22 protein-coding genes are annotated in these 24,984 nt (G+C 68.5%); all 22 read left to right on the top strand.

Going from position 1 to position 24,984, the window contains the following annotated elements:
- Window positions 1–2 precede the first annotated feature (2 nt).
- The 22 genes from AC36XV_RS10625 to AC36XV_RS10520 all read left to right on the top strand — a co-directional run bounded on the left by AC36XV_RS10625 (window position 3) and on the right by AC36XV_RS10520 (window position 24,966).
- Window positions 3–1,028 (top strand): D-alanine--D-alanine ligase family protein, encoded by a 1,026-nt coding sequence (locus tag AC36XV_RS10625; protein WP_492203667.1) that lies wholly within the window; start codon window positions 3–5, stop codon window positions 1,026–1,028.
- The gene (locus tag AC36XV_RS10620) at window positions 1,028–1,951 is read left to right on the top strand and encodes a rhomboid family intramembrane serine protease (protein ID WP_492203657.1); all 924 of its coding nucleotides are present in this window, start codon (window positions 1,028–1,030) and stop codon (window positions 1,949–1,951) included. The genes AC36XV_RS10625 and AC36XV_RS10620 overlap by 1 nt, the downstream gene beginning before the upstream one ends.
- Before the next feature lie 119 nt (window positions 1,952–2,070).
- Window positions 2,071–4,167, top strand: a complete 2,097-nt coding sequence (gene fusA, locus AC36XV_RS10615) for an elongation factor G (RefSeq protein WP_492203656.1) — start codon at window positions 2,071–2,073, stop codon at window positions 4,165–4,167.
- A gap of 30 nt (window positions 4,168–4,197) precedes the next feature.
- Entirely contained in the window at window positions 4,198–4,947 is a 750-nt protein-coding gene (locus AC36XV_RS10610) for a YebC/PmpR family DNA-binding transcriptional regulator (protein WP_492203655.1), read from the top strand.
- A 58-nt stretch (window positions 4,948–5,005) separates the two neighbouring features.
- Window positions 5,006–5,506 carry a crossover junction endodeoxyribonuclease RuvC gene (gene ruvC / locus AC36XV_RS10605; RefSeq protein ID WP_492203654.1) on the top strand — a complete coding sequence of 167 codons (501 nt, stop codon included), beginning with the start codon at window positions 5,006–5,008 and terminating at the stop codon, window positions 5,504–5,506.
- A complete protein-coding gene (gene ruvA, locus AC36XV_RS10600) occupies window positions 5,503–6,096 on the top strand; it encodes a Holliday junction branch migration protein RuvA (RefSeq protein ID WP_492203653.1) in 594 nt (197 codons plus the stop codon). The genes ruvC and ruvA overlap by 4 nt, the downstream gene beginning before the upstream one ends.
- Before the next feature lie 19 nt (window positions 6,097–6,115).
- A complete protein-coding gene (gene ruvB / locus AC36XV_RS10595; RefSeq protein ID WP_492203652.1) occupies window positions 6,116–7,162 on the top strand; it encodes a Holliday junction branch migration DNA helicase RuvB in 1,047 nt (348 codons plus the stop codon).
- Complete coding sequence (queA, locus tag AC36XV_RS10590; protein WP_492203651.1) at window positions 7,152–8,213, top strand: tRNA preQ1(34) S-adenosylmethionine ribosyltransferase-isomerase QueA; 1,062 nt, start codon at window positions 7,152–7,154, stop codon at window positions 8,211–8,213. The genes ruvB and queA overlap by 11 nt, the downstream gene beginning before the upstream one ends.
- Window positions 8,210–9,370 (top strand): tRNA guanosine(34) transglycosylase Tgt, encoded by a 1,161-nt coding sequence (tgt, locus tag AC36XV_RS10585; RefSeq protein WP_492203650.1) that lies wholly within the window; start codon window positions 8,210–8,212, stop codon window positions 9,368–9,370. Before queA ends, tgt begins: the two co-directional genes overlap by 4 nt.
- A gap of 65 nt (window positions 9,371–9,435) precedes the next feature.
- A complete protein-coding gene (gene yajC, locus AC36XV_RS10580) occupies window positions 9,436–9,753 on the top strand; it encodes a preprotein translocase subunit YajC (protein ID WP_492203649.1) in 318 nt (105 codons plus the stop codon).
- A 52-nt stretch (window positions 9,754–9,805) separates the two neighbouring features.
- On the top strand, window positions 9,806–10,306 hold the full coding sequence (def, locus tag AC36XV_RS10575) for a peptide deformylase (RefSeq protein WP_492203648.1): 501 nt from the start codon (window positions 9,806–9,808) through the stop codon (window positions 10,304–10,306).
- A 43-nt stretch (window positions 10,307–10,349) separates the two neighbouring features.
- Window positions 10,350–11,279: a methionyl-tRNA formyltransferase gene (fmt, locus tag AC36XV_RS10570; RefSeq protein WP_492203647.1), complete on the top strand. Its 930-nt coding sequence runs from the start codon at window positions 10,350–10,352 to the stop codon at window positions 11,277–11,279.
- Window positions 11,276–11,956, top strand: coding sequence for a thiamine phosphate synthase (locus tag AC36XV_RS10565; protein WP_492203646.1), 681 nt, complete (start codon window positions 11,276–11,278; stop codon window positions 11,954–11,956). Before fmt ends, AC36XV_RS10565 begins: the two co-directional genes overlap by 4 nt.
- A complete protein-coding gene (gene thiS / locus AC36XV_RS10560) occupies window positions 11,953–12,162 on the top strand; it encodes a sulfur carrier protein ThiS (RefSeq protein ID WP_492203645.1) in 210 nt (69 codons plus the stop codon). The genes AC36XV_RS10565 and thiS overlap by 4 nt, the downstream gene beginning before the upstream one ends.
- 28 nt (window positions 12,163–12,190) lie before the next feature.
- Window positions 12,191–12,997: a thiazole synthase gene (locus AC36XV_RS10555; protein ID WP_492203644.1), complete on the top strand. Its 807-nt coding sequence runs from the start codon at window positions 12,191–12,193 to the stop codon at window positions 12,995–12,997.
- Entirely contained in the window at window positions 12,955–14,328 is a 1,374-nt protein-coding gene (locus tag AC36XV_RS10550) for an RsmB/NOP family class I SAM-dependent RNA methyltransferase (RefSeq protein WP_492203643.1), read from the top strand. Before AC36XV_RS10555 ends, AC36XV_RS10550 begins: the two co-directional genes overlap by 43 nt.
- A 29-nt stretch (window positions 14,329–14,357) precedes the next feature.
- The gene (locus AC36XV_RS10545; protein WP_492203642.1) at window positions 14,358–15,350 is read left to right on the top strand and encodes a PASTA domain-containing protein; all 993 of its coding nucleotides are present in this window, start codon (window positions 14,358–14,360) and stop codon (window positions 15,348–15,350) included.
- Window positions 15,351–15,366: 16 nt separating this feature from the next.
- A complete protein-coding gene (locus tag AC36XV_RS10540; protein WP_492203641.1) occupies window positions 15,367–16,293 on the top strand; it encodes a CdaR family protein in 927 nt (308 codons plus the stop codon).
- A gap of 3 nt (window positions 16,294–16,296) precedes the next feature.
- Window positions 16,297–17,346, top strand: a complete 1,050-nt coding sequence (tsaD, locus tag AC36XV_RS10535) for a tRNA (adenosine(37)-N6)-threonylcarbamoyltransferase complex transferase subunit TsaD (RefSeq protein WP_492203640.1) — start codon at window positions 16,297–16,299, stop codon at window positions 17,344–17,346.
- A gap of 18 nt (window positions 17,347–17,364) precedes the next feature.
- The gene (locus tag AC36XV_RS10530; protein ID WP_492203639.1) at window positions 17,365–18,204 is read left to right on the top strand and encodes a prolipoprotein diacylglyceryl transferase; all 840 of its coding nucleotides are present in this window, start codon (window positions 17,365–17,367) and stop codon (window positions 18,202–18,204) included.
- Entirely contained in the window at window positions 18,201–20,360 is a 2,160-nt protein-coding gene (locus AC36XV_RS10525) for a BamA/OMP85 family outer membrane protein (RefSeq protein WP_492203638.1), read from the top strand. The genes AC36XV_RS10530 and AC36XV_RS10525 overlap by 4 nt, the downstream gene beginning before the upstream one ends.
- 13 nt (window positions 20,361–20,373) lie before the next feature.
- Complete coding sequence (locus AC36XV_RS10520) at window positions 20,374–24,966, top strand: translocation/assembly module TamB domain-containing protein (RefSeq protein WP_492203637.1); 4,593 nt, start codon at window positions 20,374–20,376, stop codon at window positions 24,964–24,966.
- The last annotated feature ends 18 nt before the right edge of the window (window positions 24,967–24,984 follow it).

Below are 24,984 nucleotides of genomic sequence, written 5' to 3'. Positions count from 1 at the left end.
CGATGAAGGTGGCCGTGGTGCTCGGGGGAACGAGCGAGGAGCGAGACGTTTCGCTCGCCACCGGACGCGCCGTGGTGGCCGCGCTGCGCGAGAAGGGCCACGAGGTCGTGGCCGTCGACCCGGCGCACGGCGTGGTTCCTCGAGAAGAGGAAGCGCGGATGTTCGGCGGCGCGGTCGGAGTGGATCCGCCGAGCGTGGACGCGCTGGCGGCGCTGGGCGGTTCGGCCGTGGGAGCGGCGCTCGCCGAGTTGCCCGCAGTGCGCCGCGCGGACGTCGTGTTTCTCGCTCTTCATGGCGAATTCGGAGAGGACGGAACGGTGCAGGGGCTCCTCGACCTGGCCGGCGTGCCGTACACGGGCAGCGGGTGCCTCGGGAGCGCCGTGGCCTTCGATAAGAGAATCTCCAAGGAGCTGTTCGAGCACGAGGGAGTGCCGACCCCCCGCTGGGCGGCGGAATCGGCCACGGCGGAGGAGATTCTGGCGACCGTGGAGCTTCCCCTCGTGGTGAAGCCCTCCTCCGGCGGGAGCACGGTCGGGCTCTCGATCGTGCGCCGGGCCGAGGAGCTGTCGGCAGCCCTCGATCTCGCGCTCCGGTACGATGACGACGCTCTGTGCGAAGCGTTCATTCCCGGCCGGGAGCTCACGGTGGCCGTCCTGGACGGAGAGCCCCTCCCGCCGGTCGAGATCATCCCGAGCCACGAGATCTATGACTACGAGTGCAAGTACTCCCCGGGACTGTCCCGGTACGAGACGCCGGCGGACCTGTCCGTGACCGAGACGGAGCAGATCCAGGAGCTGGCGGTGAAGGCGTACCGGGCCCTCCGGCAGGCCTCGTACAGCCGGGTCGACTTCCGCCTCTCGGAGGACGGAACGTTCTGGTGTCTGGAGGCCAACAGCCTGCCCGGGCTCACCTCCACCAGCCTGGTCCCGAAGGCCGCGGCGGCGGCCGGAATCCCGTTTCCGGATCTGTGTGACCGAATCGCGAAGTCCGCCGTCCGACGGGCGCGCGGCCGCCGGGACGCGGGCTGATGGGGTTTGCCGACCGGAGGTACGACGCGCGTCGGTCCGGAGGCTACGGGGACGGTGGATATGGATACGGAGGGGGCGGTGGCCTGTTCGGGTACGGTCTGACCCCCTGGGTCAAGCGTCTCCTGGCAGCCAACGTCGCGGTCTTCCTCGCGATCAACCTGCTCGGCCTGGTCTCCTTCGGGGGTGCCGTCGAGATGCTGGGCTTCTCGACCCCGGACCTCCTGCGCCACCCGTGGTCCCCGATCACCTACATGTTCCTCCATGCACCGGGGTTCGGGCACATCTTCTTCAACATGCTGATCCTGTTCTTCTTCGGCCCGCCGCTCGAGCGAGCGTGGGGCGGCCGGGAGTTCCTGAAGTTCTACCTCATCTGCGGGGTGGGCGCGGCCCTGACGTCGGTGCTGCTCTACCGCTGGATCGGTCCCGTCTCGGTGATCGGGGCGTCGGGGGCGCTGATGGGCGTCATGGTGGCCTTCGCTCTCCGGTGGCCGGACGCGCGCGTCCTCGTATGGTTCGTCCTTCCGGTCAAGGTCAAGTACCTCGTGGCCGTGATGATCGGCTTGGATCTCCTGGCCACCCGGTCGGCCATGGGCGGTACGGTCGGGGGCGGAGTGGCGACGTGGGCCCATCTCGGCGGTGCGGCCACGGCCTGGATCTACCTGCGATACGGATCGCGCATCGTCGCGACGCTCCGCCGGGTCGACCCGCGCCGAAGGAAGATCAGCGTAGACCGCGGGCGACCCTCGAGCAGGCCGGAACGCCCGGACAGGCGGCCGCGGCGCGACCGGGGGCTGCAGGGGGACGCCCTGGACGAGGTCGACCGCATCCTGGACAAGATCCGGGAGTCGGGGATCGAGTCCCTGACGGCGGAGGAAAAGGCCTATCTGGACGACATGAGCCGTCGATATCGGGGCACGGAATGATGCGCCCGCGGCCCCTTTCCACGAGACACGGGGTTCTCTACTATGTGGCCCCCTGCTTCTTGGCCCTTCACACTCCGTAGGGGCCTTTGGAGGTGACCCCCGAAAGGAGGTGAGGTACGATGGGTACCGAGTACGGTTCCTCCGACATCAGAAACGTCGCGGTCCTCGGGCATGGCGGCAGCGGTAAGACGACGCTGGTCGATGCCATGTGCTTCATAGCGGGCTCCACCACCCGGCGCGGCTCGGTCGAGAACGGCACCGCGCATACCGACTTCACTCCCGAAGAGCACGATCACGGTATCTCCATCAACCTGGCCGTCGGACGCGCCGAGTGGATGGGCGCCAAGATCAACCTCATCGACACGCCCGGATACCTCGACTTCTTCGGTGAAGTGGAGGCGGGGGTCCGGGTTGCCGACAGCGGCCTGGTCGTCGTGAGCGCGACGAACGGGGTCGAGGTGGGCACGGAGCGGGTGTGGGCCGCGTGCGCCCGACGCTCGCTGCCGCGCATGCTGTTCGTCTCGATGCTGGACCGGGAGAACGCGAGCTTCGAAAAGTGCTTTCACCAGATCCGCGACACCCTGTCGAGCGAGGCGATACCTGTCGAGGTGCCGATCGGCTCCGGGGACGGCTTTCGTGGCATCGTGAACCTGTTCTCCAACAAGGCTCACATCTACCGGGAAGGCTCGGACCGGGGGGAATACGATGAGACGGAGATCCCGGGAGAGCTGCTGGATACGGTCGAACGGTACCGGGAGCAGCTGATCGAGACGATCGCCACCACCGACGACGAGCTGCTGGAGGCCTATCTCGAAGGAGAGGAGCTGGACCGGGAAAAGGTCCTCTCTGCCATGTCCTCGGCGATGCGCCGTGGCGAGCTGTTCCCGATCTTCTGCGGTTCGGGGGACACGGGACGCGGGGTGCGCGCGGCGATGAACAAGCTCGTCGAGCTCATGCCCTCCCCGCTCGAGGCCGGACCCGTGGAGGTGTTCGACGCACAGGGAAACACCTCGGAGCTCGAGCCCTCCGATTCCTCTCCGCTCACGGCCATGGTGTTCAAGACGACCCAGGAGCCCCGGGTCGGCGAGCTCACCTACTTCCGTGTGTTCACCGGGAAGGTCAGCGGAGGCATGACCGTATCGAATCCCGGCCGCTCGATCACCGAGCGTCTTTCCCACCCGGCCGTTCCGGACGGCGAGGGTCGATCCGAGGTGGAGACCCTGCATGCTGGCGATATCGGCGTCATCGCGAAGCTGAAGGACACGCACACCGGGGATACGCTCTGCTCGCAGGGGAAGGACCTGAGGCTGCCGGCCATCCGGTGGCCGAAGCCCGATATCGCCATCGCCATCTTCCCGGCGTCGCGGGGCGAGGAGGACAAGCTCGCGAACGGTCTGAACCGCGTGCACGAGGAGGACCCCACGTTCGTGGCGGCGTTCGATCCCGAGCTCGGACAGACGATCGCACGCGGACTCGGCGAACTCCACCTCAACGTCGCCATGGAGCGGCTCGAGCGGAAGTTCGGCGTGCACGTGGAGACCGAGGCGCCGCGCATCGCGTACCGGGAGACCATCACACGGAAGGCCGAGGGACAGGGCCGGTACAAGAAGCAGACGGGAGGTCGTGGGCAGTACGGCGACTGCTGGCTCCGACTCTCTCCGCGCCCGCGGGGCGAGGGGTACGAGTTCGTCAACAAGATCGTCGGCGGGGTCATTCCGAGTAAGTTCGTGCCGGCGGTGGACAAGGGCGTGCAGGAGGCCGTCACGCGTGGCATCCTCGCCGGATACCCCGTCGTGGACGTGACCGTCGAGTGCTACGACGGTTCGTATCACTCCGTGGACAGCTCCGAGCAGGCTTTCAAGGTGGCGGGGTCGATGGCGTTCCAGAAGGTCGCCCGGGCCGCGAACCCGATCGTGCTCGAGCCCATCCTGGATGTCGAGGTGCGGACCCCCGAGGAATTCATGGGCGAGGTCATCGGAGACCTCAACCAGCGGCGTGGACGGATCATGGGCATGGATGCCGATGGGCACTGGCAGGTCGTGAAGGCGAAGGTCCCGGAGTCCGAGATGTACCGGTACTCCACGGCGCTTCGCTCCCTCACGCAGGGAAAGGGAGCGCACTCGAGGGAGCTGTCCGGATACGAACCTGCCCCGGCCGACGTGACCCAGAAGATCATCGCCGACGCCGAGGCCCGGAAGGAAGAAGAGCACCGCTGACCGCGGTGCTCCGGCACGGAGCGAAAACGCTTGGCAGGACACAGCAAGTGGGCCCAGATCAAGCGCCAGAAGGCGGCCAACGATCAGGCCCGCGGCAAACGATTCTCGAAGCTCGGGCGGGAGATCGCCGTGGCGGCCCGGCAGGGCGGTGGCGATCCCAACTTCAACCCGAGGCTCCGCACGGCGATCGCCAACGCCAAGGCGGAGAACATGCCGCAGTCGAACATCGACCGGGCCGTGCAGCGGGGCACGGGAGAACTTCCGGGCATGTCGTTCGAGGAGACCACCTACGAGGGATACGGGCCCGGAGGCGTGGCCATCTTTCTCGAATGCGTCACCGACAACACGAACCGCACGGTGGCGGAGATCCGGCACATCATGAGCAAGGGCGGGGGCAACCTCGGACAGAGCGGGTCGGTGGCCTGGATGTTCGAGAGGAAGGGGCAGATCTACCTCGATGCGCGGCGCTACGACGAGGAGACGGCCCTGGAATCCGCCCTCGGCGCGGGCGCGGAGGACATGACCACGGAGGAGGGACTGCACGTGCTCACCACGTCGGTCGCCGACTTCCACGTCGTACAGGACGGGCTGCGGGAGAGAGGCATCGAGTTCGAGGAAGCCGAGCTCGCGCTTCTTCCGAACGCGACGGTCGAGGTGGAGGGACGCGAGGCGGAGAAGCTTCTCCGGCTGGTCGCCGCGCTCGAGGAACAGGATGACGTGATCAAGCTGTACTCGAACTTCGAGGTGGATGACGAAGCGTTCGCGTCACTCGAGAGTTGAGCCCGTCCCGCCCGGGACCTGCCCGTTCGAAGCCGCGACTCCCGCGGTGACCTGATCCGTGCGCGTCCTCGGTATCGACCCCGGCTCTTCGGTGACTGGGTACGGCGTGGTCGAAGGGCGCGGCACCCAATGTCGGCTCGTCGAGTGCGGGGTCATCCGATCGCCTCGACGCCGGGATCTGGCCGTCCGGCTCCTTCACATCTACAGTGATCTGCAGGCCTTGATCGAGCGTCTCGAACCGGACTGCGTATCGGTGGAGGGCATCTTCTTCCGGGAAAACCCGCGCACCGCGGTCGTCCTCGCTCACGCGCGGGGCGTCGCACTGCTGGCGGGTGCGCAGAGCGGTCTGCCGGTCATCGAGTATCCGCCGGCGGAGATCAAGAAGGCGGTCGTCGGGACCGGACGAGCCACGAAGACACAGGTGGGTTTCATGGTGCAGAAGCTCCTCGGACTCGCGGAGCCGCCACGACCGGCGGATGCCTCGGATGGCTGCGCCGCCGCTCTGTGCCACATCCTCATCGGCACCGGTCCGCTGGCCCGGCGGAGGACGGACTCGTGATCAGCCGGGTCAGAGGGGAGCTGGCAGCCGTCCGCGGCGACCGGGTCGAGGTCCTGACCGTGGCCGGAGTGGGATACGAGGTCATCATCCCCTCGCGCCTGTTCGAGCGGCTTCCGCCTCCGGGGGGCGAAGTGGATCTGCACACGGCCCTGGTGTCCCGCGACGATGCGCTGGAGCTGTTCGGCTTCGAATCCGTGGTGGACCGGGAGCTCTTCCTGCGGCTTCAGGGGGCTTCGGGTGTCGGTCCGAGGCTGGCCCTGGCCATTCTCGGCACCCTGCCGTCACGGCGCATCGTGAGCGCGCTTCAGAGCCGAAGCCACGAGACGCTGCAGCTGGTGAGCGGCGTCGGTCGGAAGACGGCGGAGCGCCTCGCCCTCGAGCTCGCCGACAAGCTGGAGGACCTGGCGGTCTCGACCGGTGCCGGGCCCGCCGATGAGCCGCTCGAGGGCGGTGTGGCGGCGCTCGAAGCGCTGCGGGCGCTCGGGTTCTCGCACATCGAGAGCGAGGCCGCTCTGCACGCCGCGCGGCGCGAGACCGAAGGCGATGTCGGCACGGAGGAACTGATCCGTGCCGCATTGCGGCACCTGTAGAGCGAACCCCGGGAAGCCCATGTCCGAACGCGTGGAAGTCACGACGCCCCGGTCGCTGGAGGGAGAGATCGGCCAGGAGCGATCCCTGCGTCCCGATCGGCTGGCCGAGTTCGTGGGCCAGGCGAAGGTGAAGGAAGCCCTGGAGGTGTACATCCAGGCAGCCGTCCAGCGCGAGGAAGCCCTGGATCACACGCTCTTCTTCGGTCCGCCCGGACTCGGCAAGACGACCCTGGCGATCCTGATGGCCCGGGAGCTGGACGTGAACATCAAGATCACGTCCGGGCCGGTGCTCGAGAAGCCCGGCGACCTGGCCGGGCTTCTGACCAACCTCGAGCACGGGGACATCCTGTTCATCGATGAGATCCATCGTCTCCGCCCGGTGATCGAGGAATACCTCTATCCGGCCATGGAGGACTACCGGATCGAGATCCGTCTGAGCGAAGGCGCCCGGGCCCAGACGGTGTCGATGAAGATCGAGCGGTTCACCCTGATCGGGGCCACCACTCGTTTCGGGTTGCTCACCGCCCCGATGCGGGCCCGCTTCGGGGTGATCGAGCGGCTGAACTACTACCCCCCGGCGGAACTGCTCGAGATCGTGAAGCGCTCGGCGGAGATCTTCGGGGTCGAGGTCGATGAGGAAGGAGCCGACGAAATCGCGCGGCGTTCCCGGGGGACCCCGCGTATCGCCAACCGTCTGCTCCGCCGGGTCCGCGACTTCGCAGAGGTCCGGGCCGAAGGGCGCATCGATGGCGACACGGCCCGGCAGGCCCTCGAGATGCTGAACGTGGACGAGTACGGGCTCGATGAGATGGACTCGCGGATCCTCCGGGCGATCATCGAGGACTTCGGGGGCGGTCCGGTGGGCCTCGGGTCCCTCGCCGTGGCCGTGGGGGAGGACGCGTCGACCCTGGAGGAAGTCTACGAGCCCTACCTGATCCAGAACGGGTATCTTCACCGGACGGCGCGGGGTCGCGTCGCGACCCAGCGCGCCTTCCGACGCTTCGGGTACGCGGTTCCCGAAGATGGGGATTCCACCCAGGGCGGGCTGTTCGGGGATGAAGGCTGAGGCCGGGTCCGCGCTTCGCACGACCGATTTCGATTATCCGCTCCCGGAAGACCTGGTCGCGAGCCACCCCGCCGCGAAACGGGATGAAAGCCGCCTGCTGGTGATCGACCGCCGGGAGGGGTCCCTCGCCGACCGCCGGTTTCCCGACCTCCTGACCTATCTGAGCCCAGGCGATGCGCTGGTCGTCAACGACACCCGGGTGTTTCCGGCCCGACTCCGCGGCCGTAAGCCCACCGGAGCGCGAGCCGAGGTGCTCCTGCTTCGTCCGACCCCGGGAGAAGAGGGGGGGCGGACGTGGCAGGCCCTGGTTCGTCCCGGAGGGAAGCTGAAGCCGGGCCGCACGATCGAGATCGGGGAGGATCTGCTCATCCGGGTCGAGGATTCCCTCGAAGATGGCAGCCGGCGGGTCCGACTGGAGGGCGCCGGAGATCCGTGGGAGCTGATCGAACGCCACGGCGAGATCCCGCTTCCACCGTACATCAGGCGTTCCGAGGAAGACGCGGACCGGCACCGGTATCAGACGGTCTACGCCCGGCAGCGGGGCAGCGTGGCGGCGCCCACGGCCGGGCTTCACTTCACCCGGCGGCTGCTCGAGCGGATCGAGGAGCTGGGCGTCCGGGTGGTTCCCGTCACCCTCCACGTCGGAGTCGGGACCTTTCGGCCGGTCGACGTCGAGCGGCCGGAGGATCACCGGATGCACGCGGAGGCGTACGAGATCACCGGGGAATCGGCCCGGTCGCTGAATCAGACGCGCGCAGGGGGCGGGAAGGTGTGGGCCGTGGGCACCACCTCGGCGCGTACCCTGGAGAGCGCCGTGCGACCGGACGGGGCGTTCGAGGCGCGCCGTGCGTGGACGGAGCTGTTCATCTACCCTCCGTACCGGTTTCGCGCCGTCGACGGGCTGCTTACGAATTTCCACCTGCCGCGATCGAGCCTGCTGATGCTCGTGGCGGCCCTGGCGGGGCGTGAGCGGGTCCTGGAAGCGTACCGGCACGCGGTGCGGGAACGCTATCGATTCTACTCCTATGGCGACGCCATGCTGGTGATATGAACGACGAAGGCGCGGGAGACCGCTTCCGGATCGAAGGGGCGGACGGGTGCGCGAGAGCGGGTCTCCTGACTCTCGAGCGGGGCGAGGTGCCGACGCCGTGCTTCATGCCGGTGGGGACGCAGGGCACGGTGAAGTCTCTCACGCCCGGGGACCTGGAGGCGATCGGGTCCCGCATCATCCTGGCCAATACGTATCATCTCTACCTGCGGCCCGGCATGGAGGTGATGGCGGAGATGGGCGGCCTGCACCGGTTCATGCGCTGGTCCCGGCCGATCCTTACCGACTCGGGGGGGTTCCAGGTGTTCTCCCTCGCGCGCATCAACCGAGTGGAGGACGAAGGGGTCACCTTCCAGAGCCACATCGATGGATCCCGGCACCTGCTGACGCCGGAACGGGCCGTCGAGATCCAGTCCGTGCTCGGCTCCAACATCATGATGGCCCTGGACGAGTGCCCGCCGGGAGAATCGGACCGGGCCACGGCCCGGGGGGCGCTCGAGAGGACGCTCCACTGGCTCGAACGATGCCGCTCCCGGCATGCTTCCCTCCGGGCCGAGGGCGGGGCGCCGGGTCTGCTGTTTCCGATCGTCCAGGGTGCATCGTTCGGCGACCTGCGCGTGGAGTCGCTGCGGCGGACCCTGGACCTCGGGGACTGGTCCGGCGTGGGGATCGGAGGGCTGTCGGTCGGGGAGCCGAAGAGCGTCACGCTCGAGATGATCGAGGCCCTCGAGCCTCACCTTCCCGACGGCCTCCCGCGCTATCTGATGGGGGTGGGATACCCCGAAGACCTGGTGGAGTCCATTCGCCGGGGCGTCGACATGTTCGACTGCGTGGCGCCGACGCGGAACGGTAGAAACGGCACGGCGTTCACGCGCGACGGGCGGCTCAACGTGAAGCGGGCCGATCTGGCGCGCGACGGGCGGCCGCTGGATCCCGAGTGCCGCTGCGAGCTGTGTCGCCACTACACCCGCGCCTATCTGCGGCACCTCTTCGTGGCGGACGAGCTCCTCGGGCTGAGGCTGCTTTCCCTCCACAACCTCGCGTTCCTGATCGACCTGGCGGCGGATGCCCGGGCCGCCATCCTCGCATCACGGTTCGACGATTGGGCCGACCGGTGGCTGGAGCGATACCGGGCCGGAGCCGTTAAGTTATCTGGCTGAAACCCGACTGAAACCGGACAAGGGGGGCTCCGCCGCGGCGGGTCCCGATCACCAGGAGAAGACAAGTGCTGACCCTCACCCTCCTGCAGGCGCAGGCCCCGGCCGGACCGAACCCGTTCGGTACGGTGTTCATGTTCGGCGCCATCTTCCTGATCTTCTACTTCCTGCTCATCCGGCCGCAGCGGAAGCAGCAGAAAGCGCACGAGGAGATGGTGAAGACGCTGAGCCGCGGCGACGAGATCGTGACCATCGGCGGGATCGTCGGCCGGATCATCCACCTCACGGACGATCGAGTCACCATCAAGACGGCCGAGGACACGAGGCTGGAGATCGAGCGCTCGAAGGTGGGCCGCAAGGCCACCGGAGCGGGAGGAGACGACTGAGCGTGTGGCCATGGCTCCGGTCCGCCGGATGGACGCGGCTGGAGGAGCGCACGTGAGCGTGCGGCCATTGAGGTACCTGGGCGACCCGGTCCTCCGCGAGATGTGCCGCGAAGTCGAGGCCGTCGATGATGAGGTGCGATCTCTCGTCGATGATCTGTTGGAGACGATGTACGCGGCCGACGGGGTGGGCCTCGCGGCGCCGCAGATCGGAGTGCCGCTGCGCGTGTTCGTGTTCGACGTACGCGATGACGAGGTCGAGTCGGGAGCGATCGTGAACCCCCGCATCGTCGAGGCAAGCGGAACGCAGCGGGAGTCGGAGGGCTGTCTGAGCATTCCCGGTCTCGAGGACATCGTGGAGCGCAGCGAGCGCGTCGTGGTCGAAGGCCTCGACCGGAACGGGGATCCCGTTCGGATCGAAGCCGACGGATTGTTGAGCCGGTGCCTGCAGCACGAGCAGGACCATCTGGATGGGGTCCTGTTCATCGATCGGGTCAGCCCCCTGAAGCGGAGGATGTTGCTCAAGAAGTGGTCGAAAATGGAGCAGCCGGGATGATGGCCGGGATGCGTGGCGCGTTCCGACGGGCCGGGAGCGCGGGTTGAAGATCCTGTTCTGGGGCACGCCGGACTTCGGCGTTCCCTCTCTGCGGGCCCTCCAGGAAGAGGGACACGCCGTGGTCGCCGTGGTGACCCAGCCGGACCGCCCGTCCGGTCGGGGGCGAGTGGTGCGGCCCGGTGCGATCAAGGCGGTGGCGCAGGAGGAAGGGATCCCGGTGCTTCAGCCCGAGAAGCCCCGCGGCGAAGCGTTTCTCGCGCAGCTGCGGGAGCTGGAACCGGAGCTTTCGGTGGTGGCCGCCTACGGTGAGATCCTCACGACCGAGGTCCTCGATCTCCCGACCCAGGGGTCGGTCAACGTGCACGCGTCGCTGCTACCCGAGCTGCGAGGCGCGGCTCCCGTCAACTGGGCGATCATCCGGGGCCACAGGCACTCCGGGGTGACCATCATGCGGATGGTGCGGGAGCTCGACGCGGGGCCCGTCCTCTACCGGGTGGCCGTGGAGCTGCCGCCCGACGTGACGGCCGGCGAGCTCTACGAGATGCTCTCGGAGATCGGGGCCACGGCCCTCGTCGAGGCCCTCGCCCAGCTCGAGGCCGGCGTGCTCCGGGAGGAGCCACAGGTTCACGAGGAGGCGACGTACGCACCCAAGATGAGTCGGGAGGGGGCTCGGATCGACTGGCGTCTCCCGGCCATCGAGATCGATCGGTGGGTCCGGGGGTGCGATCCGTGGCCCGCCGCGTGGACCACGCTGAATGGACGCTCGATACAGATCTTCAGCCCGGAGATCGTCGGCGTGCAATGCGACGATCCGCCGGGCCAGGTGGTGGCCGCTGACGCGGACGGCCTCGTGGTGGCCACCGGGTCGGGAACCCTCCGACTTCGGGAGGTGAAGCCCGAAGGACGCGGCCGGATGCAGGCCGAGGCCTGGATCCACGGCCGAGGCGTCGAGGAGGGTCAGGCGTTCGAGTGAACCTGCCGGTGCTCCATGCCGTCGCGACGGATTCGATCGCGTCGGATCGGTCGTTCCCCGCCGTGGCGCGCGACCTTCTCTTCGCCGGTGGCTCCCGGGTCGCCGTTCACCTGCGGCTGAAACGCGTCCCGGCGCGAACGCTCTACGACCTGGCCCTCGATCTCGGCACCACGGCGAGCGAGACGGACGGGTGGTGCGTGGTGAACGGGCGGGTGGACGTGGCGCTGTGCGCAGGCGCGCAGGCGGTTCAACTTGGGGCGGGCGCGATGCCGATCCCGGCGGTCCGACGCCTCGGAGGCGACGGGCTCGCCATCGGAGCCTCGGTGCACTCGGGGGATGCGGCGCGCAGGCGGGTGGAGGAGGGGGCCGACTACCTTGTCGCGGGGTCGGTGTTCGACACGCCCACGCACCCGGGAGCCAGGCCGGCCGGATTGGAGCTGATTACCTCGTGCCGTCGTGCGGGGGTTCCGGTGATCGCGATCGGAGGCATTGGGCCGCCGAACGCGGAAGCCGTCATTCAGGCTGGCGCCTCGGGCATCGCGGTGGTGCGCGCGGTGTGGAGTTCGGCCGATCCGGTCGCGGCGGCCGCGAGGTTGCTGGAGCAGTTGCCCGAGCTCGGCGGACTCGAAGAGGGGACCCCGTCGACGACCGGGCGTCCGGTGCAGGGAGGAGTTTGAGCGTGGTCGAGATCGAGGTCAACGGAAAGAGCCGGGAGATTCCCGTCGGCCGGAGCGTCGCGGACCTTCTGCGCGACCTGGAGCTGGACGGTCGCCTCGTTGTCGTGGAGGTGAACCGGCAAATCGTCCGACGCAACGAGATCGAGGACGTCGCGCTCCAGGCGGGCGATCGCGTCGAGATCGTCCACTTCGTGGGCGGCGGATAACCATGGGCATGCACATCGAGTCACTATCATGAATACGAGTATGAAGGCGGAACCCGTCCCGGACCCGGCGCCGCTTACGATCGGCGGCCGGGTGTTCCAATCCAGATTGATCGTCGGGACCGGGAAGTACCGGGATGCCGCGCAGACCGTGGAGGCCCTCCGCGCGTCGGGTGCGGAGATGGTCACCGTCGCCGTGCGGAGGGTCGATCTGGATGCTTCGCGGGAGGAAAGCCTCCTGTATCACCTGAGCCCGGAGGAGTTCTTCCTCCTTCCGAACACGGCCGGCTGCTACACGGCCGAGGACGCGGTCCGCTACGCCCGGCTCGGACGCGAGGCGGGCCTCAGCGACTGGGTCAAGCTCGAGGTGATCGGAGACCAGGAGACGCTGCTTCCGGATACCGAGGCGCTTCTCGAAGCGACCCGGACGCTGGTGAAGGAGGGCTTCACGGTCCTGCCGTACACCAACGATGACCTGATCACGGCCCTGAAGCTGCAGGAGGCGGGGGCGGCGGCCGTCATGCCCCTCGCATCCCCGATCGGCAGCGGGCTCGGACTGCTGAACCCCTTGAACATCCGGCTCCTCAAGAGCCGCCTGGACGTACCCGTGATCGTGGATGCCGGCGTCGGCACGGCATCCGATGCATGCGCGACGATGGAACAGGGAGTGGACGGGATCCTCATGAACACCGCTCTCGCGGCGGCGGCGAGGCCGGTGCTGATGGCCCGGGCGATGCGCCAGGCGGTCGAGGCCGGCCGGGCTGCATGGCTTGCCGGCCGAATGCCGAGGCGCGAGTGGGCCGTTCCCTCGAGCCCGTCTACCGGCATGCTCGATTGAGGTCGGGGAAGGGACCGGTGGCCGCCGTGGACGATCCCCGGCTCGCCGCGTTTCACATTCTCGGCGACACTGCTCGCGGACAGTTCGCGGATCACGCAGCGGAGCGTCGCCTGCACGATCTGTCTCCGGCCGATCGGGCGCTCGGCCTCGAGCTGGCGTATGGGACGATCCGCCTTCGCGCCCGTCTCGACGCCGAGCTCGAGGGATTGCTGGACCGGCCCCTCCGGCGGCTGGACCCGGCGGTGATGCGGTGGCTCAGGCTCGGGCTGTACCAGCTTCGTGAGACCCGGATTCCGAATCACGCAGCGGTGGATCAGACGGTCCGAGGCCTGAAGCGAAGCGTCGGCCACGGACCGGCGGGCCTCGTGAACGCGGTGATGCGTCGGGCGGCTCGCGAGGGACGCCAGCCGGCTGCCTTTCCCGATCCGGAGGCCGAGCCGCTCGAGTGGCTGGTGACCTGGGGGTCGCACCCGGAGTGGCTGGTCCGCCGGTGGCTGCGACTCTGGCCGCTTGCCTCGGTTCGTCGTCTGGTGGAGAATGATAACCAGCCACCCCCGGTGACCGTTCGAGTCCTCGGCGATGACGGTCTCGAAGGCCCGGACCTGTCTTCCGACGAGGGCGTGAGGCTCGTCCGGGAGAGCGGCTGGAGAGGGATGTTCCGGGTGGTCGAGGGGAGACCGGATCAGGCGCTTCGGGCGTTCCCGAGCGTCGTGCAGGATCCCGCCGCCGCCGCCGTGGTAGACTACGTGGGAAGGCGGCTCGAGCCCCCCGTGCTCGACGCGTGCGCGGCGCCCGGTGGCAAGTCCGTCGGCCTCGCGTGGGCGAGCGGTGCGCGTCCGTTCGTGGCTGCGGATGTGAGCGGAACGCGGCTGAGCCGGCTTCGGGACACGGTGCGGAGACTGGGGCTGGACCTGTCGTTGATCGTGTCCGATGCCCGCGCCCCGGCGATCGAGGGGGCCGGCACGATCCTGCTCGACGCCCCGTGCAGTGGGACGGGAGTGCTCAGGCGGCGCCCGGACGCCCGGTGGCGGCTTCGAGAGGAAGGACTGCTGTCCCTGGTCGCCCTGCAGGGGCAGTTGCTGGCTGCTCTCGCCGAGCGCGTGCGGCCCGGGGGATTGCTGGTCTACGCCACGTGCTCACTGGAGCCGGAGGAGAACGAGGAGCAGGTGGACGGGTTTCTCGAGCGGTTTCCCGATTTTCGACGGGAGCCGCCCGAGGAGGGCCGGCTGAGAGCCGGCGCGATCGACGCCCGGGGCGACCTGCGCGTGACGCCGTGGCAGTGGGGCACCGACGGAGCCTTCGCGAGCCGGTTGCGGCGGCGGGAGGGCTGACGGGTCGTGGAAGAAAGGGGAACGAGAGGATGAGCTACAGACGGCGCCGCGGGTTGGGCGGCGGCAAGGGAGCCAGGGGAGACGACCGGGGGCGCGAGGCCCCGGCCGGCCGGCCCCCGACCTCCGCCGGTGCGGCGGATGGAGAGGCGGAGGATCGAACCGCCGCCGGCGCTGCGGAGCCACGCACGCCGACGCTCGAGGAGCTGTTCGCCCCGAGGACCGAGTCGGTGGAGGGACCGAAGCGGAGGCGACACGGAGGTCGCTGGGCCCTTTCGGCGGTCATCGCGGCCGCCTTCTTCGGCGGCGGCTACCTCGCGGCGGCCCAGTGGGTGTTCCCCGAAGGTCGACCCGCCGAGGATCCTTCGCTCGTGCAGGTGCCCGAGCTCGTGGGGCTGACCGAGGACGAGGCACAGGGCCGCTTGGACCGGATCGAGCTCGAGTACACGGTCCGTTCGGGCATCACCCACCCGTTGGCTCCCGAGGGAGCGGTGCTGGCCCAGGACCCCCTTCCCGGGCAGTACGCCAGGCCGGGCGCCCCGGTGTACGTGACCGTCAGTCGCGGGGCGGAATCGCACGTGCTGCCGGATGTCTCCGGGCTCTCCGAGCGCCAGGCGGCCATCGTTCTGGAGAGACTGGGCTACGGCGTCGCGGTGGAACGCATCACCCATACGCTCGAACCCGGCCGGGCGGTCACGACCCGCCCGGAGGCGGGCACGGACCTCGCCGTTCCGGCGGAGGTGACGCTCGTGATCAGTGAAGGCCGCCCCGTGGTCCAGGTCCCCGAGCTCGTCGGCCGACACATCGATGACGCCCAGAGCGCTCTCTCGAGCGCCGGCCTCGAGCTCGGAGCCATCACCTACGACCCCCAGGCCTTCGAGGCTCCCGGACGGATCGTGGGCCAGTATCCGCCGGCTGGATACAGCCTCAGGGAAGGAGAGAAGGTGGAGGTCCGGGTGGCAGGGGACGTCCAGCGCGTCGATCCCACCCGGCGCTGGTTCGAGCGCGAGACGCCGGAAGGGTGAGAACGGTGACGCATCCGTGAACTGGCAATCGATCGTCCGCGACCACTGGCCGTACAAGCTGGCCGCCTTCTTCATCGTCTTTCTCCTGTGGCTCGATCTGACGTCGGGCGAACGACAGTCGCAGGAGGTGGCGACCCGCCTGGTGATCGACGTGCAGGACTCGGCCTGGGTGCTGATCGACGCTCCGGAGGAGGTCATCACCACCTTCCAGGGACGGAACCGGGATCTGATGGCGGTCATCGGCGAGGGTCCGGAGGTCCGGGTGGCGATCCGCGAAGTTTCGGCCCCGTTGATGCGCGTGGCCCTCGAACCGGACCAGGTGGTGTACGATCGGGAGCTGGGGGTTCGGGCCACTCTGGTCGTGCCGACGTCCGTGGAGCTGCAGTTCGAGGAGCTGACCGAGCGTCGCGTCCCCGTCGTGCCGGATGTGCTCACGATGCCGGCCATGGGGTTCACCGTGCTGCGGCCGCTACTCGTGGAGCCCGACAGCGTGACGGTCCGCGGCGGGGCGTCCCACGTCGAGTCGATCCGACAGGTGGCCACACGCCAGGTGTCTCTCGAGGAGCTTCGTCATTCCGTCATGAGGGACATTCCGCTGGAAACCCCCGCTGGAGCGCCGGAAGTCGTGCTCGTTCCGCCGAGCGTCCTCGTCACGGTACCGGTGGACTCTCTGGTGGTGCGACAGGTACGCGTGCCCGTTCGTGCGCCGGCGTCGCTGCGCGGCGCCGTGCGGCTTCAGCCCGACTCGGTGGACGTCGTGGTACGGGGCGCGGCCGGCGCCGTCCAGAGGCAGATCGACACCATGACGGAGGTCACGGTGCGACTGGAATCGATTCCGGGCGCCCCACGGCTGGTCCCCGTCATCGTGGACCTCGCCGCGGAGGGATTCGTCTCGGCATCTCCGCGTCCCGAAGAGGTGACGGTCCGGCCAGCAGGACCCTGACCCGTGATCTTCACGGGGGGTCCGGTCCTCGGGATCGAGTCGTCGTGCGACGAGACGTCCGCGGCGGTGGTCGAACGGGGACAGGTTCGCGGCCACGTGATCCTCTCCCAGGACGCCCACGCGGTGTACGGCGGAGTCGTGCCCGAGATCGCGGCGCGACAACACCTCGCGCATATCGACGGGGTGGTGAGCCGCACGCTGTCCGACGCGGGCCTCCGCCCGGAGGAGATCTCCGGGGTGGGTGTCACAGCGGGACCCGGACTGATTGGAGCGCTGCTCGTCGGAACCAACTGGGCCAAGGGCTTCGGGTACGCCCTGGGCGTGCCGGTGATCGGGGTGCACCACATGGAGGCCCACCTCTTCGCCAACTCGCTCGATTCGCCGGAGGCAGCCCCTCCGTTCGTGGCACTGCTGATCTCGGGGGGCCACACACTGCTGCTGCATGCCGCGGCCTGGGGAGAATACTCGCTGCTCGGGAGCACGCGGGACGATGCGGTGGGAGAAGCCTTCGACAAGGTGGCGAGGCGTCTCGGACTGGGCTTTCCGGGCGGGCCCGAGATCGAGAGGTTGTCCCGGGAGGGGCGCGCGGGAACGTACCGCCTTCCGCGACCCATGCTGTCGACCGGGGATGGACCGGAGGACGCGGCGTACTTCGATTTCTCGTTCAGTGGTCTGAAGACGGCTGCGTCCCTGCTCATCGGCGAGCTCGAACGTGAGCCGGACGTCGATCTGGAAGCGGCGCGAGCCCACGTGGCGGCCGAGTTCCAGGAGTCCGTGGTCCAGGTGCTCGTCGAGAAGACGATACGGGCCGTGGAGCACACGGGATGCCGGCGGGTGCTGCTCGGGGGCGGGGTCGCTCGCAACGGCGTGCTTCGGGATCGTCTCGCGGCGGCCCTGGACCCGGATGGGGAGCTGTTCGCTCCCTCTCCCCGTCTGGCGACCGACAACGCCGCCATGGTCGCCCGACTGGCGGAACACAGGCTGAAGGTCGGCGAGATCGCCGGGCTGGATCTGAATGCGGATCCGGCGCTCCCGTTTCCGGGCCTCACCTAGCGCGAGGAAAGGCACCGCATGTTTCCCGAATTGATCACGCTGGATCTGCCCGTCCTCGGCCGCTTCACCATTACGTCGTTCGGCGTGATGATGGCGGCCGCCTTCCTGGGCGGGTACCAGGTGATTCGCCTCGAGCTTCGACGGCGGGGGAAGGACGAGCAGCTGGCCGGAGACATCCTCCTCGGTGCGCTGGTGGGAGGAATCCTCGGAGCCAAGATCTACTACGTGCTCCTGAACTGGCCTCTGACGGTCCGGGACCCCCTCGGGATGCTCTTGAGCCGCGCCGGGCTGGTCTGGTACGGCGGCCTGATCGGCGGCTCGCTCGGCGTCATCTGGATGATCCGCCGCAGAGGTCAGCGAGTGGCGGAGATGGCCGACGTGGTCGCACCGGCCCTGGCGCTCTCTTACGCGCTGGGCCGCCTCGGTTGCTTCCTGGTCGGCGATGACTACGGCCGTCCCACGGAAAGCTGGGTCGGCATCGCCTTCCCGGAGGGGTCGCCGCCATCCACGGCCGGAAACCTGCGCCGAGCGTTCGGCGTCGAGATACCGGCCAGTATTCCCGACGGTCAGGTGCTCGCGGTCTATCCGACGCAGCTGTTCGAGGTCGGCATGTCCCTGCTGATCTTCTTCGTCCTGTGGCGCCTGAGGTTCCGCGACCGGGCCGCGGGATGGCTCTTCTCCCTGTGGCTCGTGCTGGCCGGCGCCGAGAGGCTGTTCGTCGAGTTCTTCCGCGCCAAGGACGATCGTTTCTTCGGTTCTCTTTCGCTCGCCCAGGTCCTGAGCATCGGGCTGATCGCGCTCGGGGCGTGGCTGATGGTCCGGCTCGGAGGCGGCGGGAAGGAGCCTGCACGGACGTGAGATCCGTCCGGCGCGCGGTCGTGGCGGCCGTCGCCCTGGTCGCGATGGTGTCGAGTCAGGCCACCGCCCAGTCCTTTTCGGATCCGGAGGTCACGAAGATCGACTTCCGGGGCAATGAAGCCTTCTCGGACCGCGAGCTGCGTGATGCGATTCTGACCTCGGCGACGCACTGCCGTACGTTTCTCTTCATCTTTCCGATTCCTCTCTGCCCGCTGACGGACTGGGGCATGGCTCACGTGCGCGAGTACCTGGACGAGGGCGAGCTGCCCCGGGACGTCCTCCGCCTCCGCCTGTTCTACCGGCAGCGCGGATTCCGCTCCTCGACCGTGGACACGGCCGTCGTCCGGCAGGACGAACGCGTGAGCATCGAGTTCGACATCGTGGAGGGTGAGCCGACCCGGATCCGTGAGCTCTCCGTCGTCGGGGGGGATGATCTCGTCGACTCGGCCACGGTCGCGTCGGATCTCGACATGCAGGTGGGGGATCCGCTGGACCTGGTGGCGCTGGGGGAGGGGGAGAGGCGACTCGCCGAGCGCCTCCGGAAGGAAGGGTACGTCAACGCGCAGGTTCTCCGGGAGTACTTCATCCCCGCCGACAGCCGCGAAGCGGACCTCCGGCTGCGCATCGAGCCGGGCCCGAGGGTGCGGATCGGCAACGTGTCCATCGTCGGCTCGGGACCGGTGGGAGACGGGGTGATTCGGGAGCTCCTCCGGTTCGAGCCCGGTGAGTGGTTCAACGAGGACCGGATCGTGGAGAGCCAGAGGAGCCTGTACGGCCTCGCCGCCCTGAGGTGGGCCAACATTTCCTCCGAGAGGCGTCCCGATACGGACACCCTCATCGACCTCCGGGTCGAAGTCGCTCCGGCCCCCAAGCGCTCCCTCCAGACCGGAGTGGGGCTGCAGACCGACGAGTGCGTGCAGGCACAGGCACGTCTCACCTACCGCAACTTCCTCGGGGACGCGCGCATCCTGCGGTTCACCGGACGCGTATCCAACGTGCTCGCCTCCGAGCTCCAGGGCGAGTTTCCCTGCACCGACGTGAGCCCCGAGGAGGTCTATCAGAAGCTGGACTATCTGGCCGAGGTCGGGTTCGAGCAGCCCGTGTTCTCGGACGGTCGAAACAACCTGCGTGCGAGCGTCTACACGGAGCGGGAGACCGTCCCGGATCTATACGTGCGCAACGCGACCGGCGGGCAGCTGTGGTTCAGCCGCCGACTCCAGAGCACCATGCAGCTCACCCTCGGCTATCAGCCCGCGCTCACCTCCTTCGATACCGAGTCGGCCGACATCTACTTCTGCGTCAGCTTCGGCGTTTGCGACCCCGTCGACATCGAAGTGCTCACGGCCGCGAACTGGCTGTCCCCCGTGACGGCCCTGTGGACGTTCGATCGGACCGATGATCCGTTCGCCGCCACGCGTGGAGGGTACCTGGCGGTCGAGGTGGAACAGGCCGGAGATCTCACCCTGTCCGACTACCAGTACACCCGGGGGACCATCGACGGAGCGTTCTTCCGGCGATTGAGCTCCACCGTCGTCGGTGGCCTCCACGTCCGGACGGGCGCCCTCCTGCCCTACATCGGCAACCTCCTGGATGACGATGCGAGCACCAACGACCCGGTGGTGCATCCCCAGAAGCGCTTCTTCGCCGGTGGTCCGCAGAGCGTTCGCGGCTTCGCCACCAACCTCCTCGGTCCGACGGTCCTGGTGCTCAACGACCAGGATTGCCAGGGATACGTCGACTTCCAGCAGTGCGCCGCCGACGTGCCGCCGACCACGTTCAGCGAGCGGCCGCTCGGCGGTAACGCCGTGTTCGAGGGGAGCCTGGAAGCCCGACTCCGGGTGGGACGACAGTGGACCCTCGCGGCCTTCCTGGACTTCGGCCAGGTGTGGGAAGACATCGATTCGCGGACCCCGATCGTGGCCACTCCCGGAGCGGGCGTTCGCTTCCGGAGTCCGGTGGGCCCGTTGAGACTGGACATCGGGTACAATACGACCGGCACCACCCTGAAGCCGGTGGTGGTAGTGCTGGACGACGGCTCGATCGTGGAGATCGAAGGCGCGGTGGAGTACAACCCGTTCACGTACGACGACCCTTCTCTCGTCACGGAGGTGTGGCGCCGGATGCGGCTCCAGTTCTCCATCGGCGAGGCGTTCTGATGGAGGCGCCGGCATGAGGCCGCGGAGGGATCGTCCGGTCGGGAGGGACCTGGGCCTGCATGGACCTCTGGGCATGCCGCGTCGATTGTGGCACGCGCTCAAGGTACTCGGTCGGTCTCTCGCCCTCTTCATCGGACTCGCCAGCCTCACCTCGGCGGGCGCCGTGCTGTGGCTCAGCCAGACCGTGGTCGGGCGGGCCGTGGTCGCCGAGCGGATCGAGGGCCTTCTCTCCGGAGTTGTGAACGGCGAGGTGCGGGTGGGCCCGATTCTCGGCGGGAACATGCTCACCCGGGCGCACCTGGCCCACTTCGAGATCCTCGAGTCGGACGGTACGCCGTTCGTCAGCCTGGACAGCGTGAGGGTTCAATACAATCCGCTCGGCTTTCTCGTGGGGGCGTACCGCTTCCACGAAGTCGACGCCGTTCGAGCACGGATATCGTTGATCCAGGCAGAGGACGGCGAGTGGAACTTCGATCGCCTGTTCGGCGACGACTCGTCGCAGCCGGACGCCGGGGAAGAACCAGCCGCTCCCGCCGATTCGACCGAATCGCCGGGTCGCACCCGCGTGTTGCTCACCGACCTCAACATCGGAGACGGAACGCTTCGGGTGACCACTCCGTGGGCGGCCGATCTGTCGGGGGCCGCGAGGGACTCGGCCGTCGCCCAGGGCCTTCGCGGCGACCGGCTGTGGCGCATTCGGAGGGCCGGCCCGGAGCGGTGGGTGAGACAGATCGAGCTCGACTCGCTGTCGGGGGGCTTCCCGCTGCTCCGCCTGGTCGATCCGGTACGTCCCTTCCGGATCGAGGCCGCCGGTGTCGCCACCTCGGCCGCCGTCGTGACCCAGACCCTGGCCGTGTCGCAGTTCGATGGCAGTGCCACCTTCCGCGATACGATCGCCGTCGAGATCGACCGTTTGCGGACCTCCGACAGCGATTTCTCGGGGTCCGGATGGATCGTCCCCTCGTCCCCCGAGCAGTTCCGCTTCGGACTCGAGGCGGATCCGCTCAGCTTCTCGGACCTCCGTTGGATTCCCGTGCCGATGCCCGCGGAGGGGGGTGGACCGGCACGCCTGGATCTGTGGACGCGGGGCGAGGTGATCGTCGTGGACGTGTCGGGCGCCGATGCGCGCTCCGGGGACTCGCGTCTCCGGGGCTCGTTCGTCATCGCCCTGGAAGAAACGCCACGGTTCGAGAGTCTCGACGTCCTCCTGCAGCCCCTCCGGGTTCGCCTGGTGGACGAAGTGCTGGGGCGGGAGTCCCTGATCGACGGCTACATCAACGGCGCGGTCACCGGAGAGGGGCCGCTGGACCTCGTCCAGTTGCAGGCGGATCTGACGCTGACCGACGTGGCCGGCACCGCGGCCCCGTCCTTCGTCACGGCGTCGGGGGGTCTGGCGATCGTGGAGCCGCGGGACATGGAGGATCTGGAGCTCACCTTCCTCGAGTTCGAGCCCCGCTGGACGGAGATCGTCGGGATCACGCACGAGGCGACGGGCCGTCTGGAGGGCAGGCTGAGGCTCACGGGCACCGTGGGACAGTGGTTCGACTTCGACGCCGACCTGATGCACCAGCTTCGGACCGGATCCGCCTCCCACGTCAGCGGGTCCGGTAGCGTCGTGCTCGGGGACGAGCCCGGAGTTACGGTCGATTTCATGGCCGACCCGCTCTCGCTCGCCGTGCTCCAGCCGTACGCCCCTCCCGAGGTGGACCTCGTGGGCGATGTACGGGGCCCCGTCTCGGCGAGGGGACTATTTTCGGACCTGCGCATCATCGCCGACCTTCGGACGCCCCGGGGGCTGCTGAACTTCGACGGACGCTTCGACCTGATGTCTGAAAGGCGGCGCTACGACGCCCGGCTCACGGCGCGCGACATCCAGCTGCGGCAATGGGTCGAGCAGGGCCCCTCCACCCGGCTCGCCGTAGAGGGGAGGGTCCAGGGTGTGGGCACGGATCCGGCCTCGCTCGAAGCCACCTTCGACCTCACCATCCTGCGCTCGCTCGTCGAAGGGGCCCGGGTGGACTCGAGCCTGCTGCGTTTCACGCTGTCCGAGGGGCTGGCGGTGGCCGACACGTTCGCCATCCAGACGGACGCGGGACGCATCCGCGGGCGGGGCAGCTTCGGCCTCACCGAAGAGACGAGCGGTTCCCTGATCCTCGACGTCAGCGCCGGCGATCTGTCGTCCTGGAATCGATGGCTCGTGCCCGGACGAAATCCGGCCCGGCAGGACACGAGCCTCGAGAGCCTGTTCGCGGCGTTCCCGGGAGCCGAGGAAGAGGCCGCGGGAGGGGAGATCGCGGGCGTGGCCGAGGCTCCGGACACGCTCGCCGGTTCCGCCCGCGCCCTCGGCGTCCTGTACGGGAACATGCACGATTTCTCGTTCGGTGGCCGCCTGTGGGGAGGGAGCATCGAGTACGGCGATCTCGAGGCGGACTCGGTGCTGCTCACGGTGGACATCGAAGATCCGCGCAGACCGGATCGACTGGAGGCCAGCGCCGTGCTGTGGCGCCTCTCCGGCGCCGGGACGACGCTGGATACCGTTTCCCTTCGCTGGTCGAAGTTCGATTCCGTTCGGAGCGACGTCGACCTGTACGCGCGCCGGGGGCAGGACTTGGAGATCGACACCCGCGCCCGGATCGAGTGGGAGGAGGACGAGCGCCGCCTCGAGTTCGAGAGACTGGCTCTCGGCGTGGCCGGGCAGCAGCTGAACCTCGAGGGACCCGCGGCGCTGAGGTGGGGAGATCGGGGCTTCGCCGCCTCGGGCGTACGTCTGACGGGAAGGGATGGGTCCGGTCTGATTCTGGAGGGTACCGTACCGGACAGCGGAGCGGTGTCTCTCGACGTTCAGGTTCGATCGCTCGACCTGTCCGCCATATTCCTGACCCCGGACGAACCGCTCCCGTACCGCGGCATCCTGGATGCCGAAGGGCGGTTGCGCGGTACGGCCGATCAGCCCACCTGGACGCTCGTCTTCGATGTGGCCGACCCGGACATCCGGGGGCTGGAGTACGGACGTATCACGGGCGATGCCGACTATGCGGACGGCCGGATGACTCTGGGCGTCAGCCTGCATGACAACGGCATGCAGCTCGGGCGCCTGGACGGCTCGATCCTCGTGAATCTGAGCCTCAGACGGGTGGAGCAGCGCCTGGCTCCGGAGCCCCTGAACCTGGTTCTCGAGGCGGACAGTCTGCCGGTTCAGCCTTTGGGGCTCGCCTTCGAGAGTCTTCGCGACGTGGAAGGCTTCGGGGCCGGTCGAATCGAGTTCACCGGGGAACCGGGGGCGCTGCAGCTTCAGGGAGCCGCCACGCTGGGGGCGGCCGCCGCGACCGTCCCATACCTCGGCGTGCGGTTCACGGACGTGACGGCTTCGCTGTCCTTCGACGGAACCCGGGCGGAAGTGGAAGCCGGAAGGCTGTCCTCCAGCGCCGGAGGCTCCGCCTCCGTAACCGGTTGGATCGACACCGGCGAGATCACCGATCTGGGGTTCGATCTCACGATCACCATGGATCGACTCCGGGCCATGGATCGACGCATGGCCACCTTCCTGCTCGACGGGACGGCCTACCTCCGCGGCTCGTATCTGTCGCCCGACCTGAGCGGGGCGTTCCGCATCTCCGATGGGCAGGTCCGGGCGGAGCGCTTCCTCCGCTCGCGGCGGGCCGTGGATCTGACCGATCCGACGGTGACGGCCCTGATCGATACGACGCTCGTCATGGAGCAGAGGCTGTTCGAACGGGCCCAGAACCCGTTCATGCAGAACCTACGCATGGACGCGGACATCACCCTCGGTCCGGACCTGTGGCTGCGCTCCGACTTCCTCGAGGTGGAGCTCGCCGGCACGCTGAACGTGAGGATGGACAGGGCCCAGGGAGACCTGGTGGCCTTCGGCACCGTGAACCTGCCACGGGGCAAGTATCGCTACGTCTCGGGGTCCGGCACGGACCTCTCGGGGCTCTATTCGCGTCAGCTGCAGATCGCCTCCGGGACCCTGACCTTCACCGGTGCGCCGGGCATGGACCCGAACCTGGACATCCAGGCGCAGTACCAGACCCGCTCCGATCTCGGTCCCGTCACCATCACGGTCGATGTGGGGGGCACGGCCGCGGCGCCGACGCTGCAGACGTCCAGCAATCCGCCGCTACCCCAGGCGGACGAGGTCTGCTACCTGCTGTTCTCCACGGCCTGCCTCGGGGCGGGCCAGCAGGGTGGGGAGTTCGCCGCCTCCCTGGTGCGTGAGAGCCTGCTCGGAACGGTGAGCAACCAGTTCTCCCAGGTTCTGGTGAGCGGCGTCGGGATCGTCGATTACTTCGACATCCGGTCCACCGGGCAGGCGGGTCCGCTCGAGACCGGAAGCACGACGAACCTCCTGTACGGAACGGAGCTGGAGATCGGGAGGTACCTTACCCCCGACGTGTTCGTTCGGGCGACGCAGCCCCTCGGCGGCGAGCTTCCGGGTTTCGGCGTGGAGTGGTCGTTCTCCGAGCACTGGCGCCTGGAGTTCGTGACGGAGGACCGCTTCAAGCGGTATGCGTCCTATGGCTATTCGTTCAGCTCGTACAGTCAACGGACCTACGGGCTGATGCTCTTCCGGGACTGGAACTTCTGACCGTACATTCCGGCCTCG

The sequence above is a fragment of the Candidatus Benthicola sp. genome, assembly GCF_058719085.1.
Note: the sequence above shows the minus strand (reverse complement) of the source record. Positions and strands in the feature narration are given on the sequence as shown.

What these genes read in the sequence shown, in the direction of transcription:
- tgt (WP_492203650.1), top strand. Translation starts at nt 8,210, where the DNA reads ATGAACGACGAAGGCGCGGGAGACCGCTTCCGGATCGAAGGGGCGGAC.
- AC36XV_RS10520 (WP_492203637.1), top strand. Translation starts at nt 20,374, where the DNA reads ATGAGGCCGCGGAGGGATCGTCCGGTCGGGAGGGACCTGGGCCTGCAT.
- queA (WP_492203651.1), top strand. Translation starts at nt 7,152, where the DNA reads ATGAAGGCTGAGGCCGGGTCCGCGCTTCGCACGACCGATTTCGATTAT.
- AC36XV_RS10545 (WP_492203642.1), top strand. Translation starts at nt 14,358, where the DNA reads ATGAGCTACAGACGGCGCCGCGGGTTGGGCGGCGGCAAGGGAGCCAGG.
- AC36XV_RS10530 (WP_492203639.1), top strand. Translation starts at nt 17,365, where the DNA reads ATGTTTCCCGAATTGATCACGCTGGATCTGCCCGTCCTCGGCCGCTTC.
- AC36XV_RS10620 (WP_492203657.1), top strand. Translation starts at nt 1,028, where the DNA reads ATGGGGTTTGCCGACCGGAGGTACGACGCGCGTCGGTCCGGAGGCTAC.
- ruvB (WP_492203652.1), top strand. Translation starts at nt 6,116, where the DNA reads ATGTCCGAACGCGTGGAAGTCACGACGCCCCGGTCGCTGGAGGGAGAG.
- AC36XV_RS10555 (WP_492203644.1), top strand. Translation starts at nt 12,191, where the DNA reads ATGAATACGAGTATGAAGGCGGAACCCGTCCCGGACCCGGCGCCGCTT.
- fusA (WP_492203656.1), top strand. Translation starts at nt 2,071, where the DNA reads ATGGGTACCGAGTACGGTTCCTCCGACATCAGAAACGTCGCGGTCCTC.
- AC36XV_RS10625 (WP_492203667.1), top strand. Translation starts at nt 3, where the DNA reads ATGAAGGTGGCCGTGGTGCTCGGGGGAACGAGCGAGGAGCGAGACGTT.